This is a genomic window from Streptomyces wuyuanensis, assembly GCF_900103455.1.
Lineage (GTDB): Bacteria > Actinomycetota > Actinomycetes > Streptomycetales > Streptomycetaceae > Streptomyces > Streptomyces wuyuanensis.
This window is the reverse complement of sequence record NZ_FNHI01000009.1, coordinates 128,397-146,054: the sequence shown is the minus strand read 5'-3', so window position 1 is coordinate 146,054 and position 17,658 is coordinate 128,397. Positions and strand designations below refer to the sequence as shown.

Here is a 17,658-nt window from a genome sequence, read left to right as displayed (position 1 = left end):
TCCTTGGCTTCGGGTTCCTCCTCTTCTTCCTCCTCCGGTTCTTCCTCTTCCTCTTCTTCCTTGGCTTCGGGTTCCTCCTCTTCTTCCTCCTCCGGCTCTTCCTCTTCCTCTCCTTCCTCCGCTTCGGGTTCTACCTCCTCTTCCTCCTCCGGCTCCTCGTCCTCGTACTCCTCCTCTTCGTACTCCTCGTCCTCCTCCTTGCCCTTGCCTCCGAGGTGGAGTGTGCGCTCATGGAGCGACTCCGCCAGATCCGCGAGCTTTCGGTCGGCGGTGGCCGTGATGGCCTTGCGCCCCGCGTCCAGCAGTTCCCCTCGTATCTGTTCGTTGAGCTCGGCGACTTGTGGCACGTCCTTCAGTCTGCGCAGCCCCTCCGTCGCCAGTTGCTGCGGATCCAGGCCGAAGCGACGTCCCGCGATGTAGGTCGCCATGGCGAACGCGAGTCGCCCCTTCTTCGCGCGCCCGAGCAGGTACCCGCCCGCGACCGCGGCCGCGAGAGCGATCTTGGTCGTGTCGTTCATGAACTGTTCCCTTCGCAAAAGGCGTTGGGGAAGAAAGGGGGACGGTCGTCACCACGCAGGGGCGACGCCCAGGCGCACCACACCTGCAGGTCGACGCGCACGACAGATATGTCCCTATATAGTGAAATTGTAGGTTCGCGCGTCGAATATGGCGCCCGCTCCGTCCCCGGAGAAGGACCATGGCCCCTGCAGAGCAGCCAGCGAAGCGGAAGCCCCAGAAGAAGGCCGCCTGGGTCATGCGCTCCGCGGCGCAGCAGCTGGCGCAGTTGCTCGGACGGCCGCCCGAGTCGGTGTCGGCCATCAAACCGACCGAGGACGGCTGGGAGGCCGACGTGGAGGTCTTGGAGCTGGAGAGGATCCCCGAGACCACGAGCGTGATGGCCAGCTACCGGGTGACCCTGGACAAGGAGGGTGACCTGGTGGCCTACGAACGTAAGCGCAGATACACCAGAGGGCAGATCGACCGCAGGCCCTGAGCGATCGGCCCGGTGAAGGGAGGCGCCATGACCGTGGTGCCGCAGGGCGGAGGCGGCGTCGCCAGGGGCGGTGGCAGCAGCAGCCTCTACGACGTCCTGGAGCTCATTCTTGATCGCGGACTCGTCATCGACGTTTTCGTACGGGTCTCGCTCGTCGGGATCGAGATCCTGAGGATCGACGCCCGCATCGTCGTCGCCAGCGTGGACACGTACCTGCGCTTCGCCGAAGCGTGCAACCGCCTCGACCTGGAAGGCGGCAAGCAGCCGTCGCAGCTGACCGACCTGGTGGGGGACACCGTCGAGAAGGGGGCCCACGGCAAGTCCAAGGGGGCGCTCTCCGGCGCCGTGGAAGCCGTGACCGACTCCATGAAGGGCGGCGGCGACGAGGACGAAGAGGAAGAGCGGGAAGAGGAGGAGCAGGAGGAGCGGGAGCCCGCGGCGCGGCGGCGGCGTACGACGAGCCGGAGGCCCCGGCGTTCCAGGGAACGCGAGGAGGAGTGACCCATGGCCGTCTACGTGTACTCCATCGTGGGCAAGGAGCATCCGCTGCGGCTGGACGACTTCGCCGGCGTGGGCGACCCGCCCTCCCCGCTGCGCACGGTGACGTCCGGATCACTCGCCGCGGTCGTCAGCGATGCCCCCGAGGGTCTGCGCCCCAAGCGCCGTGACCTCACGGCGCACCAGGAGGTCCAGACCCGGCTCATGGCCGACGGCGCGGTGCTGCCCCTGAGGTTCGGCCTCACCGCCCCGGACGACGACGCCGTCCGGGAGGCCCTGGACGAGCGGGCGACGGAGTACGCGGACAGGCTCGGCGCACTGGAGGGCTGTGCCGAGTACAACCTGAAGGTCAAGCAGGACGAGGAAGCCCTGCTGCGGCAGATCCTCGAGGACTCGCCCGAGGCGAGGGAACTCAACGACGCGGTCCGCGGCGGCACGGCCGGCCCCGATGTCTCCCTCGCGCTCGGCGAACTCGTCGCCGGGGAAGTGGACGCGCGCCACGCGTCGCTCGCCGCCGGGGTCGTCGAGGCGCTCCGGCCCTTCTCCCGGGACCAGCAGACCTCCCAACCCTCCGGTGAGGACTTCCTGAGCGTCTCCTTCCTGGTGGCCGAGGAGCAGGAGGAGCTCTTCCTCGCCACCGAGATGAGCGTCGCGAACCAGATGGGGGAGGACTTCGAGTTCCGCCTCAACGGCCCCCTCCCCCCGTACAGCTTCGTCTGAGGGTGATCCCATGGGCCTGCTCACGCAGATCGTGACCCTTCCGCTGGCCCCCGTGCGCGGTGTCGTCTGGGTGATGGACCGGGTGCTGGAGGCGGCGGAGAACGAGTACTACGACCCCGAGCCCGTCCAGCGGGAGCTGGCGGAGCTGGAGGCGCTGCTGCTCTCCGGCGAGATCGACGAGGAGACCTTCGACCGCTGCGAGGACGAGCTCCTGGAGAAGCTGGAGGAGATCAGGGCCTTCTGGGACGAGCGGGGTCGGCCGTGAGCGATCCGCTGGCCGGCAGGATGGGCAACTATCCGTCCAGGGCCGCGCCGTACGGGCAGAACTCCACCAGCAACCTGGCGGACATCCTGGAGCGGGTCCTGGACAAGGGCATCGTCATCGCGGGCGACATCCAGATCAATCTGCTCGACATCGAGCTGTTGACCATCAAACTCCGCCTGCTCGTCGCCTCCGTCGACAAGGCGAAGGAGATGGGTATCGACTGGTGGGAGCACGACCCCGCACTGTCGTCGCGCGCCCGCGGGGGCGAACGGTCCCTCGCCGAGGAGAACAGGCGGCTGCGGGCCGAGGTCGAGGCCCTGCGCAGGGGCGAGGCGCTGCCCGAGGACGGGCGCCGCCAGGTGGCGTCCCGAGCCGAGGAGGAGCCCGCCGAGCCCGAGTCGGCCGAGGAGCGGACCGCCGGGGAGAAGCGGCCGCGGCAGTCCCGGCCGGCCCGGCGCAGTACCGGGAAGACACGCGATGAGTGACCGGGTCAGCTACGTCTACGCCGTCGTCCGGGAGGCGGACGGGCTGGAGGAGGCCGTCGCCGGGCTCAGCGGCGCCGCCGGAGCGCCCGTACGGCTGCGCCCGCTCACCGGGGGAGACGGCCTGTCGCTCGCGGTCAGTTCCGTGCCCTCGGAGGACTTCCGGGAGGAGGCCCTCAAACGGCATCTCGAGGACCTCCGGTGGCTGGAGGCCGTCGCCCGCGCCCACCACGGAGTCATCGAGGAGTTGTCCGCCCTCACCACCGTCCTCCCGCTGCGCCTGGCCACCGTGTACCTGGACGACGAGCGGGCGACGAACGCACTGGACGCACAGAGCGAAGTCCTCGCGCAACGGCTGTCGCACCTCGCCGCCCATGTGGAGTGGGGGGTCAAGATCTACGTCGAGCCGTCGGCCGCACCCGCTTCGCAGCCGGCAGAGCCGGCGGGCTCCGAGGATGTCAGCCCCGGGCGGGCGTATCTGCGGACCCGCAGGGCCCAGCGCACCGTGCGGGACACCGCCCACCGCTCGGCGCGGACCGCGGCCGAGCGGATCGAGGAGACGGGACGCAGATACGCCGCCGACCGGGCCCGACACCGTGTGCAGCAGGGCGAACTCGCCACCGCGCCGGGCGAGAACGTCCTCAACGACGCGTACCTCGTACCGCGGGACCGGGCCGAGGAGTTCCGCGACGAGGTGAGCCGTGCGGCGGACGGCCTGGACGGGGTACGGGTCGAACTCACCGGCCCCTGGGCGCCGTACTCGTTCGCCACACCGCCGGGCACCGCCGACCCGGCGGGGGCGGACGATCCGGTGGGCACGGACGATCGGGTGGGCGTGGCGGACCCGGACTCGACGGGCACGGGCGATCCACTTGGCTCCACAGCGCGCTCCAACACGCCCGCCGGCACCGAGCGGGGCACGGAGCCGTGACGGAGCCCCGCCCGCTCCCGAGGGTGTCGCCCCGGCCGTCGGAAACCGACACCGCCCTGCCGGACCGCCAGGTCGCCCTCATCGACCTGCTGGACCGCCTGCTCAGCGGCGGCGTCGTCCTGACCGGCGACGTGGTGCTGTCCATCGCGGACATCGATCTCGTACGCATCTCCCTGCGCGCGCTCATCATGTCCATCCGCTCCTCGGAGGGCGGTGGCGCGTCCGGGGGCAGCGCCTTCCCGGGGGGCGGCGACGCCCCGGAGGACGGCGACTTCGCAGGGGGCGGCGACGTTGGCCTCTGAGGCGGAGAGGGACCCAGGGCGCCGCTTCGACGAGGTCGCCGAGGCCGCGGCCCGGGCCTTCAGTCTGCTGCCCGCCGCGCCCCAGGACCTGCCTGCTGCGGGTCGGGCAACGCCGTCACCCGCCCGCAGGATCAGCGCCGACCCCGACACCGTCGAGCGAGACCTTGTGCGGCTCGTCCTGACGCTGGTGGAGCTGCTCCGCCAGCTGATGGAGCGTCAGGCGCTGCACCGGGTCGACCAGGGCGACCTCTCCGAGGAGCAGGAGGAGAGGCTGGGGGCGACGCTCATGATCCTCCACGACCGCATGACGGACCTGTGCGAGCAGTACGGGCTGACGATGGAGGACCTCAACCTCGACCTCGGGCCCCTGGGCACCTTGCTGCCGCCGGCCGACTGAGCGGCGCGCCCATTCCGCGCCCATCGGAGCCGGCGGCTCGGACGGGGCCGGCCACCTTCCGCATCCGTACGCGTGTCCAACAGGACTCCGGGTACGCGAGCGCCATGGACACCAACCCGTCGGACCAGATGGCCCGGGCCGTCCGGGAGGCGCTCGCGGACGAACTGCGCGAACAGGCGGCCAAGCAGCGGCGTGCGGCGCTCTACTACAGCGCGGCGGGCGCCGCCGGCCTCTACGCGGGCGCGGCCTTCGTCGGCTGCCTCGTACTCCTGTTCAGTGCGGCGCTACCCGCATGGGCCGCCGCACTGATCGCCGCCGTCGCGCTGGCGGTCGCGGCGGTCCTGCTCAGGTCCGCCGCCCGGAAGGAGCCCGTCCCCGCGGGGCCCGCGCAAGTCCCACCCGGGACGCCGCCGATGCCCCCGCGGGCACCGGATCCCGGTGCCGGCGCGCACCCATGACGGGAAGTCATGTTTTCGCCGACGACATGCGGTAACCCGAGGGAGGACGAGGTCGCGATGACCAACTCAACGAGAAAGTCCGGTGGCGGTGACACCGGGGCGGACCGTCCGTCGACAGCGGTGGACGTCATGCGGGCGGCCCGTGACCAGCTCACCGAACTCACCGGAAGGCAGGTCGAGTCGGTGTCGTCCTTCGCACGGACGGAGGACGGCTGGGAGCTCGCCGTCGAGGTGGTCGAGCTTGCCCGTATCCCCGACACGACCAGTCTGCTCGCCACGTACGAGGTCTCCCTGGACCCCGACGGCGAGCTGACCACGTACCGAAGGGTCCGGCGTTACGAGCGCGGGAGGGCGGACTCCTCCTGAGGGCTCCGGCCCACGGGTCGAGGACTCCGGACCAACGGGCCCGGGACGACGCCCCAGAGGTGAAAACGGACCCGAACCCCGAGCACGCACCGCGTGCACATGCCTGCGCCCGAACCGAGGCGTTCGTCGGCGTGCCCGACGACCGGCCCGGAGCGCACGGACCATGACGACCACAGAGGGAGGACCGCAACCATGACGGTTGTTCCGGCACAACAGAGCCGCTCCGGCGGCGGCACCAGCGGACTGTACGACGTTCTCGAACTCGTCCTCGACCGAGGGCTCGTGATCGACGCGTTCGTGCGGGTGTCGCTGGTCGGCATCGAGATCCTGAAGATCGACGTACGTGTCGTCGTCGCGAGCGTCGACACCTATCTGCGCTTCGCCGAGGCGTGCAACCGCCTCGACCTGGAATCGGGACGCAACGCCAGTCCCGGGCTGCCCGACCTCGTCGGCGAGATAACCGAGTCCGGTGCGCGAGGCAAGTCCAAGGGCGCTCTCTCGGGAGCCGCCCAGACCATCTCCGAGGCCTTCGAGAAGGCCCGCGACGAGAGCAGCTCGGAGAGCAGGCCGCGCACCCGCCGCACCACGTCGCGCAAGAAGGAGGAGCAGGAGTGAGCACGTACGTCTACGGCATCGCCCGCCGCTCCCACCCGGGCCCGGCGACGGAACTCGTCGGAGTCGGCAATCCGCCGCTCCCCGTACGCACCGTCGCCGGCGGCGAGTTGATCGCCATCGTCAGCGACGCGCCCGAGGACCTGCGGCCCAAGCGCCGTGATCTGCTTGCCCACCAGAACGTCCTCGCGGAGGCGTCCGCGAGCGGCGCGGTGCTGCCGATGCGCTTCGGCGGGGTGTCGCCCGACGACGACGCGGTGAAGGCGGTCCTCGCCGAACGAGCGGAGCACTTCGAGCAGCGGCTCACGGCCCTGGACGGCAAGGTCGAGTACAACGTCAAGGCCTCCCACGACGAGGAGGCCGTGCTGCACCGCATCCTCGCCGAGAACGCCGAGCTGCGCGCGATGAGTGAGGCGAACAAGGCGGCCGGCGGCGGCACCCAGGAGCAGAAGCTCCGGCTCGGCGAGCGGATCGTGGCCGCCGTGCAGCAGCGGGAGCTGATCGACGCCGACGTCGTGCACCGCGAACTCACCGGCCGGGCGGAGGCGATCAGCGTCGGCCCGGAGTCAACCGGCTGGCTCGCCAACATCTCGTGCCTGGTCGCGCGGGACGGCGCGGACGCGTTCGTCGCCGCCGTCGACCAGCTGGCGAAGGACAATCCGCACCTGTCGTTGCAGCTCAACGGTCCGCTGCCCCCTTACAGCTTCGTGGAGTGAACCCCCATGGGACTGCTGGGTGAGCTGCTGCTCCTGCCCGCGGCGCCGGTCCGGGGCACCTTCTGGGTGCTCCGGCAGGTCGCCGACGAGGCGGAGCGGCGGTACTACGACCCTTCGACGATTCGACGTGAACTCTCTCAACTGGAACGTCAGTTGGAGGCGTGCGAGATCGACGAGGAGGAGTTCGACCGGCGCGAGGACGAGCTCCTCGACCGACTGGAGCAGGCGGCGGGGGCGTCATGAGCAGAGAGACGGCGGCACGATGAACAACGGGCTCGCAGTGGGTCTCGCGGTCGGCGCGGGCTATGTGCTGGGGCGGACGAAGAAGGCGAAGCTCGCCCTGGCCGTCGGCACCGTCGTGGTGTGCAGGCGGCTCGACCTGGGTCCGCGAGCACTGGTCGGTGTGATCACCCATCCGTTCCGGAGCAATACGCAGTTCAAGGAGATCGGTGACCAGCTGCGCGACGACCTCAGGGGCGTCGGCAGCGCCGCCGTCGGCGCTGTCGTCAACCGTCAGCTGAACGGGCTGGCGGACCGTTTGCGCGAACGCACGCTCGATGTCCGGGACCGGGTGTACGGGGCGGTCGGACCGGGGGAGGAGCGGCACCCCGACGACCTTGAGGACGACTTCCACGGCGGCTTCGAGGACGACCCCGACGACGACTTCGACCGGAACGTGGACGACGACCCCGACCCCGACGAGGACGACCTCGACGAGGACGGTCCCGAGAGGTCGACGCGGCCCACGGCTCCGAAGACGGAGCCGGGGAGGAGGCCTGCCGCGAAGAAGTCGGCCGACGCGGGGAAGTCCACCACGTCGCGCCGGCCCACTACTGCGAGGAAGACCGAGGCCAAGAAGTCCCCCACGACAACGCCGGCCAAGAAGAAGACGGCCAAGAGGACGCCGGCCAAGAAGAAGACGGCCAAGAGGACGCCGGCCAAGAAGACGGCGGCCAAGAAGGCCGCCGCCAGGAATACCGCCTCGTCCCGGAAGAGCGCGACGGCGAAGCGCGCCACCGCGCCCGCGAAGAGCACTTCCGCACGAGAGGGCCGGTCGGATGGCTGACGTGAGAGACGCCGGGGGCATGCTCTCCGCCGTGGACCCGGACGCGGTCGAGCGGGTGAAGGCGGAACTGCGCAACTACGCCGTCGCCCGTGCCGAATACCTGCTCGCCTCCCTTGGCCGCAGGCTCGGTGAGGCGGTCGTCACGCTGCACGACATAGCCGATGGCCGCAGCCCCGGATTCGCGCGTCTCGCCCTCGACGGCGGCCGCAAGCTCTCACAGGGCAAGAGCCCCGTGCGCGCGGCGGTGGAGATCGGCGCCTCGCGTCTGAAGGACAACATCTCCGACCGCGTCGCCAGGCGACTCACCCGCGCCGGGGGCGACCACGGACCGGCCGTGGTGGTGGAGTCCGTCGACGTCGGGGTGCCCGTGGCCCGGGCATACGAGCTGTGGGCTCGTCAGGAAGCCCTGCCCGCACTCGCGATGGGCGTCAGGGAGGAGACCGCGTCGGACGAGAACGGGGTCGTCTGGACCTCCCGCGGCGCGAAGGGGACGGTCGACGGCGTCGTGACCTTCCACGCGATCGGGGAGACGCTCACCCGCGTTCTGCTGGTCGTCGAGTACCACCCCAGGGGGCTGGTCGAGCGGGCCGGTGCGCTGCTGGGCACTCCGGGCCGCCGGGCACGTCTCGACCTCACGGGCTTCGCGCGCCGCGTCGCGATGCGCCGGCGTGATGACGACGACCGGCCCGACGCGGACCACGACGACGCGTCAGCCCCGGAAGGGCAGGAGTCCCACGACCACGCATCCCACGACCACGCATCGCACGACCACGCATCGCACGACGACGAGACAGACGACGACGAGACAGACGACGACGAGACAGACGACCCCGACTCGTATGACCCCGACACGAACGACCCTGACTCGTACGACCGCGACAGGTACGACGACGAGGCTCACGCCGACGGGACGTACAGCCACGACACGGCCCGCGCTGAGGCCGGGACCGGAGGAACCCCATGACCACCCCGAGCCGGCTTCCGGACCCCTACGGCTCCGGCGGATCGGGAGCCAACCTCGCCGACATCCTTGAACGCGTGCTCGACAAGGGCATCGTCATCGCCGGCGACATCCGCATCAACCTGCTCGACATCGAACTGCTGACCATCAAGCTGCGCCTCGTCGTCGCCTCGGTCGAACGGGCGAAGGAGATGGGCATCGACTGGTGGGAGGACGACCCGTCGCTGTCGTCCGGGGCCCGCCGGCGTGAACTCTCCGAGGAGAACGAGCGGTTGCGACAGCGCATCGCGGCCCTGGAGGCGGATACCGCATGACCGAGGTGCGTTACGTGTACGCCGTGACCCGGCCCTTCGACGGGGCCGCGACACCCCTGCGCGAGGATGTGCGGGGCGTCGCCGGCGCCCCCGCGAGGCTGCTCGCCCACGACGGGCTCGTCGCCGTGCTGAGCGACGTGCCGGCCGAGGATTTCTCCGACGTCGCCCTGCGCGAGCGGCTGGAGGACCTCGACTGGCTCGCCGCCACCGCGCGGGGCCATGACGCCGTGGTGAGCGCACTGACCGCGGCCGCCACACCGCTGCCCCTGCGTCTCGTGACGGTGTGCCGGGACGACGGCGGCGTGCGGCGGATGCTGGACTCCGGTCGCGACCAGTTCACCCGGGCCCTGGAACGGCTCGACGGACGTGTCGAATGGGGGGTCAAGGTCTACGCCGAAGGGGCCGAGGGAACCCAGGAGCGCCAGGGTGCCGCGGGTGCCCGGCCCGGGAAGGCGGCTGTGCGCGCCGCCGGCGGGGGCTCCGCACAGGGCCGCCGCCCCGCGACCGGCCGCGACTACCTGAAGCAGCGGATGCGCCGCCGCGATGCCACCGAGGGCGTCTGGGCCCAGGCCGATGCCGTCTCGCGCACCCTCCACTCGGAGCTCTCCCGGTACGCCGAGGCCGAGCAGGTTCACCGCCCCCAGGACCCCCGGCTGCCGGGGGCGGCGCGCGGCAACGTGCTCAACGCCGCCTATCTGGTACCGCGCGAGAAGGGGGAGGCGTTCGCCGAGGAGGTGCGGCGGCTGACGCCGCCCGGGACCGGGATCCGCGTGGAGCTGACCGGGCCGTGGGCGCCCTACTCCTTCGCCGTCACCACGGCCGTACCGGCCGCCGAGGAAGGCGGGTCGGAGTGACGTCTGCGAAGGATCCGGCCGCGCTGCGGGACGCACCTGCTGCCACGGCCGAGCCGGGGCCGCTCGCGCAGCGGCAGTTGGCGCTGGTCGACCTGCTGGACCGGCTGCTCGCCGGCGGCGTGGTGATCAAGGGTGACCTCACCCTGCGGATCGCGGACGTCGACCTCGTGCGCGTCGACCTCAACGCGTTGATCTGCTCGGTCGGGCCGGTGGTCGCCTCGCCGTTCGAGGACGGCCGCGGCTCCCGTACGCACGAAGCGCTCGCCGACGAGCGGCCCGGAGGAACGTCATGAGCGGACGGCACGTGGACCTCGATCCCGACACCGTCGAGCGGGATCTCGCCCAACTGGTCCTCACGGTGGTGGAGTTGCTGCGTCAGCTCATGGAACGCCAGGCCCTGCGCCGCGTGGAGACCGGCGACCTCACCGAAGAGCAGGAGGAGCGCATCGGTCTCACGCTGATGCTCCTCGAGGAGCGCATGGACGAACTGCTGGAGAAGTTCGGGCTGCGCCCCGAGGACCTGAACATCGACCTGGGCCCGCTGGGCCCGCTGCTCCCGCGCGACGGCTGACTTCGCGGCCCACGGTCGGCCCCGCGCGGCGGCCGACCGACGAGCCCGCGCCGTAGATCGACGACCCCAGAAGGAAGGCAGTGATGGCGACCCACGACGTGGTGGAGCTGATTCTCGAGGACCACCGGACGATGGAGGACCTCCTCCGCCGGATGCGCAGCATCGAAGCGGACCGGGCGAAGGCCCTCCGCGAGTTCTCCCGGCTGCTGATCGCCCACGGCGAGGCGGAGGAGGCGCAGGTCTATCCCGCGCTGAAGCGCTACAAGAAGATCGACGACGAAGAGGTCGAGCACGGCTCGGAGGAGCACACCGAGGGCAACAAGGCGCTCCTCGCCCTGCTGGAGGTGGACGACGTCGGTGGCGACGAGTGGGACGAGAAGCTGGAGAACCTGGTCGAGGCCGTCAGCCACCACCTCGACGAGGAGGAGCGGACCCTGCTCAACGAGACCCGCCGCAATGTGCCCGACGAACGACGGGCCGAACTGGGCGAGGCCTTCCGGCGCGAGCGCGCGGACCTGCTCGCCTCCGACTGCGGAGCCCTCGAGAACGTCCGGCGTCTCGTCAAGGGCTGACCGTGGGCGGCCCGGAGACTGGGCGGCGCGGCCCGTCGAAGCGGGCGAAACGTGCATGTGTGGCAGACCACCCATCGGGCAGGCGGTCAGCGAGGCGGGCTGGACAAGGATGCCGCCCCACTCCCGATTCCTGCACGGAGGAGACATGCGTGCACTGACATGGCAGGGCCGACGCGATGTACGGGTGGAAACCGTGTCCGACCCCCGGCTCAAGGAGTCCACCGACGTTCTGGTGCGCGTCACCTCCACCGGCATCTGCGGCTCCGATCTGCACCTCTACGAGGTCATGGGGCCGTATCTGGATCCGGGCGACATCCTCGGCCACGAAGCGATGGGGATCGTCGAAGAGGTCGGCGACGATGTCGCCGAAGTCGACGTGGGTGACCGGGTGGTTGTTCCGTTCAATATTTCCTGCGGTCGTTGCTACATGTGCGACCAGGGGCTCCACTCGCAGTGCGAGACGACCCAGGTGAAGGAGCGCGGCATGGGCGCCGCGCTGTTCGGCTACACCAAGCTCTACGGCCAGGTGCCCGGAGGCCAGGCCGAGCTGCTGCGGGTGCCGTTCGGCGACACGCTGCCGGTCAGGGTGCCCCACGGGCCGCCCGACGAGCGGTTCGTCTATCTCTCCGATGTGCTGCCCACCGCCTGGCAGGCCGTCGAGTACGCCGACGTCCCGCCCGGTGGCACCCTCACCGTGCTCGGTCTGGGGCCGATCGGTGAGATGGCGTGCCGTATCGCACTGCACCGCGGTGCGCGGCTCGTCGTGGGCGTCGATCTCGTACCCGAACGGCTTCAGCGGGCCGCCTCCCGAGGAGTGAAGACGTTCGACCTGCGTACCCAGGGCAAGGACTTGATCGAAGCCGTCCGCGGCCTCACCGACGGGCGCGGTACGGACGCGGTCATCGACGCGGTCGGCATGGAAGCCCACGGCGCACCGGTGGCCAAGGCCGCGCACTGGCTCGTCGGCATGCTGCCGGACGCCGTCGCGGAGCGTCTGATGGAGCACGCCGGTGTCGACCGGCTGAGCGCCCTGTACACGGCGATCGAACTCGTACGTCGAGGCGGCACCGTCTCGGTGTCGGGCGTCTACGGCGGCTCCGCCGATCCGATGCCCATGCTGAGGATGTTCGACAAGCAGATCCAGCTGCGCATGGGCCAGGCGAACGTCAGGCGGTGGGTGGACGACATCCTGCCGCTGCTCGGCGACGACGACCCGCTCGGTGTCGAGGGCTTCGCGACCCACACCATGCCGTTGGAGGAGGCACCCCGGGCCTACCGGATGTTCCAGGCGAAGGAGGATGGCATGATCAAGACCGTGCTCAAGCCCTGACCCGGATGCGCCACACGTCGTCCTCGGGCACGCACGGAACGCCCTCGGGCCCGGCCCGGCACGTGCACCGAGCCGGACACGGCACCTGATCGGGCGATGGCCGGGGCCGGGCGTGGCGGCTGCCCGACCCGCGCACGCCCGGCTCAGGCACCCCCCCGGCGCAGCACGGTGTCGGCGGCGGTCAGGTGCAGGTCCTCCACGACGGCCATCTGGCTCTTCGCACGTCCCACCAGTTCGTCCAGCCGTGCCGTGCCGAGCCCTCCCGTTTCCCGCGCCACCGGTGTGAGGGCGCGCCAGAGCATGTACTTGCCCTGGATGCCCATCCGCAGTGTCTCCAGTTCGACGATCGTGCTCAGTCCCGCACGGCGCAGCACGCGACCGTTGGGCTTGAGCCGGGCGGCCTTCTCCGCGGCCCAGCCGGCGCAGACCTTGTAGCGGTGGGGCGCGATGCCGAGCGTCCCCATCACGTCCAGCAGGGTGCTCCGGTCCTCGGCGATGTCCTCGGCGAGGCGGCGCAGCTCGGCGGCGCGGGGTGACGAACCGTGGGCGCGCGCGATGCGCCGCGCGAGTTCGGCGCCGGACGTGGCACCGGCCAAGTGGTCGTTCAGATAGATGCGGAGGGCGTCTCGGTGCAAGGGACCTCTCCCAGCTGTCGGGGCGGGCCGGGCGCTCGTGGGGCGGGCCGACGCCACGGGGTGGTTCCCGGGGCAGCCGCCGGCGCGTGCGGCTCTTTTCGACATCCCTTCCGCCGGCCCCGGCCGGACTCACCGCGCGAGCCGCCGGTCCCTCGTTCGGAGTGCACGGCGGTGCGACGGCCGTGCGCCGGTTTCGCGGCCGGACGCGCGGGCAGCCGCCGGGTGGCTGCCCGGGGAGCGCGAGAGACCGGGCGGCTCCCACCGGCCGTCGCGGCGGCGGCCGGGAGGTTCGTACGACTCGGAAGGATGAGTGTCATGGCGGCGAGGGACCCCGAGCGGCGTGACCCCGTCACTGCCCACCCCCAGCCGGACTTCCCCGACCAGCAGCAGGCCCATCCCGGATGGACGGGCCCGATGGATCCGCCCCCGGACCATGGGGAGTCGTCCTACGTGGGCCACGGCGCCCTTCAGGACCGTGCGGCCGTGGTGACCGGCGGCGACTCGGGCATCGGCAGGGCCGTCGCACTGGCGTACGCGCGCGAGGGCGCCGACGTCCTCTTCACGCATCTGCCCGAGGAGGCGGCCGACGCCCGGGAGACCACCCGGCTCGTCGAGGAGGCGGGCCGCAAGGCGGTGGCGGTGAGCTGCGACATCCGTGAGGAGGAGCAGTGCCGGGCCCTGATCGGACGGGCCGTCGAGGAGTTCGGCCGTATCGACATCCTGGTCAACAACGCGGCCTATCAGATGTCCCAGCCGGACGGGATCGGAGCGATCTCGACGGAACAGTTCGACCGGGTGATGAAGACCAACCTCTACGGCATGTTCTGGCTGTCGAAGATGGCGCTGCCGCACATCCCCCGGGGAGGCTGCATCATCAACACGACGTCCGTGCAGGCGTACAAGCCCAGTCCGCACCTGCTGGACTACGCGACGAGCAAGGGCGCCATCGTGACCTTCACCCAGGGGCTGGCCCGGATGGTCGCCGAGGACGGAGTGCGCGTGAACGCCGTGGCACCCGGTCCGGTGTGGACGCCGCTCATCCCGGCGACGATGCCCGACACCAAGGAGTTCGGCAAGCAGGCGCCGCTCGGCAGGCCGGCCCAACCGGTGGAAATGTCACCGGCATATGTCTTTCTGGCCTCCGACCGGGCGCGTTTCATCACGGCGGAAATCCTCAACGCCACCGGAGGCACTCCGCTGCCCTGACGCACCCCACCGCCGGATCCCGCGGCGGCGTTTCCCGGCACTGGCGAAGGGCAACCAGGCAATATGGTGCAAATCGGATACACGATGATGACGGAGCAGGCCGGCCCGCGACAGCTGGTCGATCACGTGATGCACGCGGAGGACGTGGGGTTCGACTTCTCCGTGGCCTCCGACCACGCCTTCCCCTGGCTGCGGGCACAGGGGCACTCCCCGTACACGTGGAGCGTGCTGGGTGCCGCGGCGCAGGCCACTTCCGAGATTCCTCTGATGACCTTCGTGACCTGTCCGACGATGCGCTATCACCCCGCCGTCGTCGCGCAGAAGGCGGCCACGCTCCAGCTCCTGTCAGGAGGGCGGTTCCGGCTCGGGCTGGGATCGGGGGAGAACCTGAACGAGCACATCGTCGGGGACTGGCCTCCCGCCGATGTGCGCCTGGAGATGCTGGGCGAGGCAGTCGAGATCATCCGGGAGTTGTTCCGCGGGGAGCACGTCAGCCGGCGCGGAGGGCATTTCACCGTGGATTCCGCCAAGCTGTGGGACCTGCCGGACGAACCGCCGCCGATCGGCATCGCCGTCTCGGGAGAGCGTTCCTGCGATCTCGCGGGACGGCTCGCCGACGTCATGATCGCGGTCCAGCCCGAGCGTTCCCTCACGGAGTCCTTCGAGCGCGCCGGGGGAGCGGGCAAGCCCCGCATCGGGCAGATGGCCCTCTGCTACGACACCGACCGCGAGGCCGCGGTGCGGCGGGCGCACGAGCAGTTCAAATGGTTCGGCATGGGCTGGAAGGTGAATTCGGAACTTCCGCACCCCGACGCGTTCGAGGCGGCCACCCGGTACGTACGACCCGAGGACGTCACCGAGTCCATTCCCTGCGGCGATGACCCGGAGGCGGTCGTGGAGGCGGTCCGGGGCTTCGTCGACGCCGGTTTCACCGAGGTCGCCCTCGTCCAGATCGGCGGGAACACGCAGCACGACTTCCTCGAATGGGCGGAGGACAAGCTGCTGCCCCAGCTGCATGCGCTCGGCGGGGACGAAGCCGTGGCGGCGTAGAGGCCGCGTCGACGGAGCCGTGGCGGCGTGGAGGCCGCGTCGACGGAGCCGTGGCGGCGTGGAGGCCGGGTCCTGGCGGTCGTCCAGGTTCTCGGGCCCTCGGCCGGGTGGGCGGTCGACCACCCCATAGCCCCGACTGCGTCGCCCTCCTTCCGCCCGGTCGTGGGGCCGGCGTGAAGGGTCCTCAGCCCAGTGGACTGTCGTCCAGCGACCCCAGCAGCTCGGCCGGGTCGCGGTACAGCGCCGTGGCCCCCGCGGCCTCCAGCGCCGCCCTGGGGATTCCGCCGCTCAGCAGTCCGACGCAGGTGACTCCGGCCCGAGTGCCCGCTGCCATGTCCCAGACCGTGTCGCCCACGAACACCGAGTCCTCCGCGCGGGCCTCTGCCAGCTCCAGGGCCTGCAGCACGGGCTCCGGGGCGGGCTTGCCGGACGAGACGTCGTCGGCGCTGGTCGTGGTCAGAACGGCCTCGTCGGCGTCGACGGCGCGGCGCAGCGCCCCGAGCTCGGCGCCGCTCGCCGAGGTCACCAGGACGATCCTCCAGTCCCGCCGGGCGAGCGTGCGCAGCAGATCGCCCGCGGACTCGAACGCCGCAAGGCGTTCGAAGTATGTCCCGTACAGCGTCCGGTGGGCGTCACTGAGGGCGTCGTCCTCGTCCCGGTCCCGTCCCTCGCCGAGGAGGTGGGCGATGAGATCCGTGGAGCCGAGGCCCACGGCCCGGTGGACCGCGTGCATCGTCACCCGGTGACCGCCCTGGCGGAAGGCCTCCCACCAGGTGACCGTGTGCAGGTGGTTGGTGTCGACGAGGGTGCCGTCGACGTCGAAGAGTGCCGCCCGTGCCATGGTCTCCACCTTTCCGTGCGCGGCCCCCGCTCAGTCGGGCCGCGCTGTGCCGTGCTCCGTGTGGTCCGGTCCGTTCGCGCTGCCTCGTGGTCCGGTCCGTTCGCGCTGCCCGGAGCCGCGTGGCCGGTGCGGATGGGCGCCGGTCGTGGGGGCGGGTACCCGTCCGGGCCGTCGGCAGTCCGCGGGACGTCGTGCTGTCGGCCCGACTCACGAGATCGCCCCGGCCGCCGAGTGGATGCCACCTGTTGGGGCATAAGCCATGAAGTGTCGATAAAGCTTTAAATGTGCATATATCACTCAGGAGGCAAGATCATGTCGGAGAAGTCGCGAGAGCCGTCGCACGGCGAGGGCCCCAGCCGGTTCAAGGGCCGGGACCAGCACGGCTGGGCGGAGGACGTCGACGACACCGCCCAGGACAACCCCAGCGGCCACCGCTCCTTCCACCCGGACAAGTATGCGGGTGACTCGAAGCAGAGCCGGCGTCCGACGGAGGAGGAAAAGGCGGCATCCCTGGAGGGCACGACCGTCGAGAGCGACAGCCGCAGGGGCGAGGACCAGGGCGGCAAGCATGGCCAGAAGGGCATGCGTGACACCGGTCCCCGCGGGAAGTCGCAGCGGCCGAGCGGTGCGAAGAGCTCGTCGGCGTTCAGCGGGGTGGACCCCCAGGACCCGGACACTCCTCACTCGGGACGCTGAGCGTTCCCCGCGCCATGCCGGGCCCGCGGACAGGGGACGGAGGCCACCATGACGCAGCTCGGCGGTGGAGCCTCGCACGGTCCCGGTGGTGTGCCGCCGGTCCCGCAGCTGACCGACGTCATCCGGACCGGCTGGAAGCGGGCTCCGTCAGACGGCACGCGACCCGCGCCCGCTGCGTGGGGAGGGCGGTCCGCCACCCGGCCGCCATCGGCACGGGGCTCCCGGCGAGTGGGTGCGGACGCCCGGCCTGATCGGTGTGCCGATCGGGTACGCGGCCGGCTCTACGGCCATCGCCGGCCGGCCGCCAAGGAGGCCGAGAGCCGTTCGGTGACGACGGCGAGGGCCTGCTCACGGCGCCGGCCCGGGGCCGCGAGCGCCACCATCGAGAACGCGCGCCTCTACCGGCAGGTACGTCAGGCCGCCGAGGAGTTCCAGCGGCGGCTGCTGCCCGAGATGCCGGACCTGCCCGGACTCGACCGGCAGGGCCGCTACCAGCCCGCCACCGAGGCCCCCGCGCATCGGCGGCGTACGACCTGATCCAGCTGCCCGGCCAGCTGCCGTGTCTGATGCTCGGCGGCGTCACGGGACACGCCATAACGGCCGCGACCGTCGTCAGTCGGATCAGCACCCCGAGGGACTGGTGGAGCACCGGGCCCGGTCCATCGGCGAGGGCATGGACCAGGCCGCCGGGGTCGCCGCCGCACTCGGCGGTGAGCCGCTCGCGGACCTGTACGACGAACTGCTCACCCACCGTGAAGTGCCTTCCACGACGATGTCGCCGTGCTCGCCGCCCGCCTGACGCGGTGACGCCGCCTCACGGC

28 protein-coding genes and 1 pseudogene are annotated in these 17,658 nt (G+C 71.1%); 26 read left to right on the top strand and 3 right to left on the bottom strand.

The window, feature by feature from the left end; translation table 11 throughout:
• Nucleotides 1–518: pseudogene (locus BLT82_RS37900) on the bottom strand (histone protein); the annotation flags it as partial.
• 179 nt (nucleotides 519–697) lie between these two features.
• On the opposite strand from BLT82_RS37900, the gene BLT82_RS15335 reads away from it, so the two are divergent.
• The 21 genes from BLT82_RS15335 to BLT82_RS15235 all read left to right on the top strand — a co-directional run bounded on the left by BLT82_RS15335 (nucleotide 698) and on the right by BLT82_RS15235 (nucleotide 12,409).
• A complete protein-coding gene (locus BLT82_RS15335) occupies nucleotides 698–994 on the top strand; it encodes a gas vesicle protein GvpO (protein WP_093655024.1) in 297 nt (98 codons plus the stop codon).
• Nucleotides 995–1,021: 27 nt separating this feature from the next.
• Nucleotides 1,022–1,495: a gas vesicle structural protein GvpA gene (locus BLT82_RS15330; protein ID WP_208867907.1), complete on the top strand. Its 474-nt coding sequence runs from the start codon at nucleotides 1,022–1,024 to the stop codon at nucleotides 1,493–1,495.
• Nucleotides 1,496–1,498: 3 nt separating this feature from the next.
• Complete coding sequence (locus BLT82_RS15325; protein WP_093655022.1) at nucleotides 1,499–2,212, top strand: GvpL/GvpF family gas vesicle protein; 714 nt, start codon at nucleotides 1,499–1,501, stop codon at nucleotides 2,210–2,212.
• 10 nt (nucleotides 2,213–2,222) lie between these two features.
• Nucleotides 2,223–2,477 carry a gas vesicle protein GvpG gene (locus BLT82_RS15320; RefSeq protein ID WP_093655020.1) on the top strand — a complete coding sequence of 85 codons (255 nt, stop codon included), beginning with the start codon at nucleotides 2,223–2,225 and terminating at the stop codon, nucleotides 2,475–2,477.
• A gap of 20 nt (nucleotides 2,478–2,497) precedes the next feature.
• Complete coding sequence (locus tag BLT82_RS15315) at nucleotides 2,498–2,962, top strand: gas vesicle protein (RefSeq protein ID WP_093655240.1); 465 nt, start codon at nucleotides 2,498–2,500, stop codon at nucleotides 2,960–2,962.
• Nucleotides 2,955–3,890, top strand: coding sequence for a GvpL/GvpF family gas vesicle protein (locus tag BLT82_RS15310; RefSeq protein WP_093655017.1), 936 nt, complete (start codon nucleotides 2,955–2,957; stop codon nucleotides 3,888–3,890). Before BLT82_RS15315 ends, BLT82_RS15310 begins: the two co-directional genes overlap by 8 nt.
• A gap of 23 nt (nucleotides 3,891–3,913) precedes the next feature.
• Nucleotides 3,914–4,192, top strand: a complete 279-nt coding sequence (locus BLT82_RS37895; protein WP_244292006.1) for a gas vesicle protein — start codon at nucleotides 3,914–3,916, stop codon at nucleotides 4,190–4,192.
• Nucleotides 4,182–4,589 carry a gas vesicle protein K gene (locus BLT82_RS15300; RefSeq protein ID WP_093655015.1) on the top strand — a complete coding sequence of 136 codons (408 nt, stop codon included), beginning with the start codon at nucleotides 4,182–4,184 and terminating at the stop codon, nucleotides 4,587–4,589. Before BLT82_RS37895 ends, BLT82_RS15300 begins: the two co-directional genes overlap by 11 nt.
• 104 nt (nucleotides 4,590–4,693) lie before the next feature.
• Complete coding sequence (locus BLT82_RS15295) at nucleotides 4,694–5,047, top strand: phage holin family protein (protein WP_093655013.1); 354 nt, start codon at nucleotides 4,694–4,696, stop codon at nucleotides 5,045–5,047.
• Between the two features lie 57 nt (nucleotides 5,048–5,104).
• A complete protein-coding gene (locus BLT82_RS15290; RefSeq protein WP_093655011.1) occupies nucleotides 5,105–5,413 on the top strand; it encodes a gas vesicle protein GvpO in 309 nt (102 codons plus the stop codon).
• Between the two features lie 192 nt (nucleotides 5,414–5,605).
• On the top strand, nucleotides 5,606–6,028 hold the full coding sequence (locus tag BLT82_RS15285; protein WP_093655009.1) for a gas vesicle structural protein GvpA: 423 nt from the start codon (nucleotides 5,606–5,608) through the stop codon (nucleotides 6,026–6,028).
• The gene (locus BLT82_RS15280; protein ID WP_093655007.1) at nucleotides 6,025–6,741 is read left to right on the top strand and encodes a GvpL/GvpF family gas vesicle protein; all 717 of its coding nucleotides are present in this window, start codon (nucleotides 6,025–6,027) and stop codon (nucleotides 6,739–6,741) included. Before BLT82_RS15285 ends, BLT82_RS15280 begins: the two co-directional genes overlap by 4 nt.
• Nucleotides 6,742–6,747: 6 nt before the next feature.
• The gene (locus BLT82_RS15275; protein ID WP_093655005.1) at nucleotides 6,748–6,984 is read left to right on the top strand and encodes a gas vesicle protein GvpG; all 237 of its coding nucleotides are present in this window, start codon (nucleotides 6,748–6,750) and stop codon (nucleotides 6,982–6,984) included.
• Between the two features lie 19 nt (nucleotides 6,985–7,003).
• Nucleotides 7,004–7,807: a hypothetical protein gene (locus tag BLT82_RS15270; protein WP_093655003.1), complete on the top strand. Its 804-nt coding sequence runs from the start codon at nucleotides 7,004–7,006 to the stop codon at nucleotides 7,805–7,807.
• Nucleotides 7,800–8,771, top strand: a complete 972-nt coding sequence (locus BLT82_RS15265; RefSeq protein ID WP_244291983.1) for an SRPBCC family protein — start codon at nucleotides 7,800–7,802, stop codon at nucleotides 8,769–8,771. Before BLT82_RS15270 ends, BLT82_RS15265 begins: the two co-directional genes overlap by 8 nt.
• Nucleotides 8,768–9,082, top strand: coding sequence for a gas vesicle protein (locus tag BLT82_RS15260; protein ID WP_093655001.1), 315 nt, complete (start codon nucleotides 8,768–8,770; stop codon nucleotides 9,080–9,082). Before BLT82_RS15265 ends, BLT82_RS15260 begins: the two co-directional genes overlap by 4 nt.
• Nucleotides 9,079–9,936: a GvpL/GvpF family gas vesicle protein gene (locus tag BLT82_RS15255; RefSeq protein ID WP_093654999.1), complete on the top strand. Its 858-nt coding sequence runs from the start codon at nucleotides 9,079–9,081 to the stop codon at nucleotides 9,934–9,936. Before BLT82_RS15260 ends, BLT82_RS15255 begins: the two co-directional genes overlap by 4 nt.
• 23 nt (nucleotides 9,937–9,959) lie before the next feature.
• Nucleotides 9,960–10,229 (top strand): gas vesicle protein, encoded by a 270-nt coding sequence (locus BLT82_RS15250; protein WP_093655238.1) that lies wholly within the window; start codon nucleotides 9,960–9,962, stop codon nucleotides 10,227–10,229.
• A complete protein-coding gene (locus BLT82_RS15245) occupies nucleotides 10,226–10,507 on the top strand; it encodes a gas vesicle protein K (protein ID WP_208867906.1) in 282 nt (93 codons plus the stop codon). Before BLT82_RS15250 ends, BLT82_RS15245 begins: the two co-directional genes overlap by 4 nt.
• Nucleotides 10,508–10,590: 83 nt before the next feature.
• Nucleotides 10,591–11,079, top strand: coding sequence for a hemerythrin domain-containing protein (locus BLT82_RS15240; protein WP_208867905.1), 489 nt, complete (start codon nucleotides 10,591–10,593; stop codon nucleotides 11,077–11,079).
• A gap of 145 nt (nucleotides 11,080–11,224) precedes the next feature.
• Nucleotides 11,225–12,409, top strand: a complete 1,185-nt coding sequence (locus BLT82_RS15235) for an alcohol dehydrogenase catalytic domain-containing protein (RefSeq protein ID WP_093654995.1) — start codon at nucleotides 11,225–11,227, stop codon at nucleotides 12,407–12,409.
• Between the two features lie 143 nt (nucleotides 12,410–12,552).
• On the opposite strand, the gene BLT82_RS15230 is transcribed toward BLT82_RS15235, so the two are convergent.
• Entirely contained in the window at nucleotides 12,553–13,044 is a 492-nt protein-coding gene (locus BLT82_RS15230; protein ID WP_093654993.1) for a hypothetical protein, read from the bottom strand.
• A 315-nt stretch (nucleotides 13,045–13,359) separates the two neighbouring features.
• Here BLT82_RS15230 and BLT82_RS15225 point away from each other — a divergent pair, with 315 nt between their 5' ends.
• Both BLT82_RS15225 and BLT82_RS15220 read left to right on the top strand, forming a co-directional pair.
• Nucleotides 13,360–14,250 carry an SDR family oxidoreductase gene (locus tag BLT82_RS15225; RefSeq protein ID WP_093654991.1) on the top strand — a complete coding sequence of 297 codons (891 nt, stop codon included), beginning with the start codon at nucleotides 13,360–13,362 and terminating at the stop codon, nucleotides 14,248–14,250.
• A gap of 63 nt (nucleotides 14,251–14,313) precedes the next feature.
• Nucleotides 14,314–15,300, top strand: a complete 987-nt coding sequence (locus tag BLT82_RS15220) for a TIGR03557 family F420-dependent LLM class oxidoreductase (RefSeq protein ID WP_093654989.1) — start codon at nucleotides 14,314–14,316, stop codon at nucleotides 15,298–15,300.
• Nucleotides 15,301–15,484: 184 nt separating this feature from the next.
• Here BLT82_RS15220 and BLT82_RS15215 read toward each other — a convergent pair whose 3' ends face one another.
• Entirely contained in the window at nucleotides 15,485–16,141 is a 657-nt protein-coding gene (locus BLT82_RS15215; RefSeq protein ID WP_093654987.1) for an HAD family hydrolase, read from the bottom strand.
• 312 nt (nucleotides 16,142–16,453) lie between these two features.
• Here BLT82_RS15215 and BLT82_RS15210 point away from each other — a divergent pair, with 312 nt between their 5' ends.
• From BLT82_RS15210 to BLT82_RS37885, 3 genes are all read left to right on the top strand, one after another.
• Nucleotides 16,454–16,837, top strand: a complete 384-nt coding sequence (locus BLT82_RS15210) for a hypothetical protein (RefSeq protein ID WP_093654985.1) — start codon at nucleotides 16,454–16,456, stop codon at nucleotides 16,835–16,837.
• 327 nt (nucleotides 16,838–17,164) lie between these two features.
• Nucleotides 17,165–17,374 carry a hypothetical protein gene (locus tag BLT82_RS37890; protein ID WP_093654983.1) on the top strand — a complete coding sequence of 70 codons (210 nt, stop codon included), beginning with the start codon at nucleotides 17,165–17,167 and terminating at the stop codon, nucleotides 17,372–17,374.
• A gap of 103 nt (nucleotides 17,375–17,477) precedes the next feature.
• Nucleotides 17,478–17,636 carry a hypothetical protein gene (locus tag BLT82_RS37885; RefSeq protein ID WP_244291982.1) on the top strand — a complete coding sequence of 53 codons (159 nt, stop codon included), beginning with the start codon at nucleotides 17,478–17,480 and terminating at the stop codon, nucleotides 17,634–17,636.
• The last annotated feature ends 22 nt before the right edge of the window (nucleotides 17,637–17,658 follow it).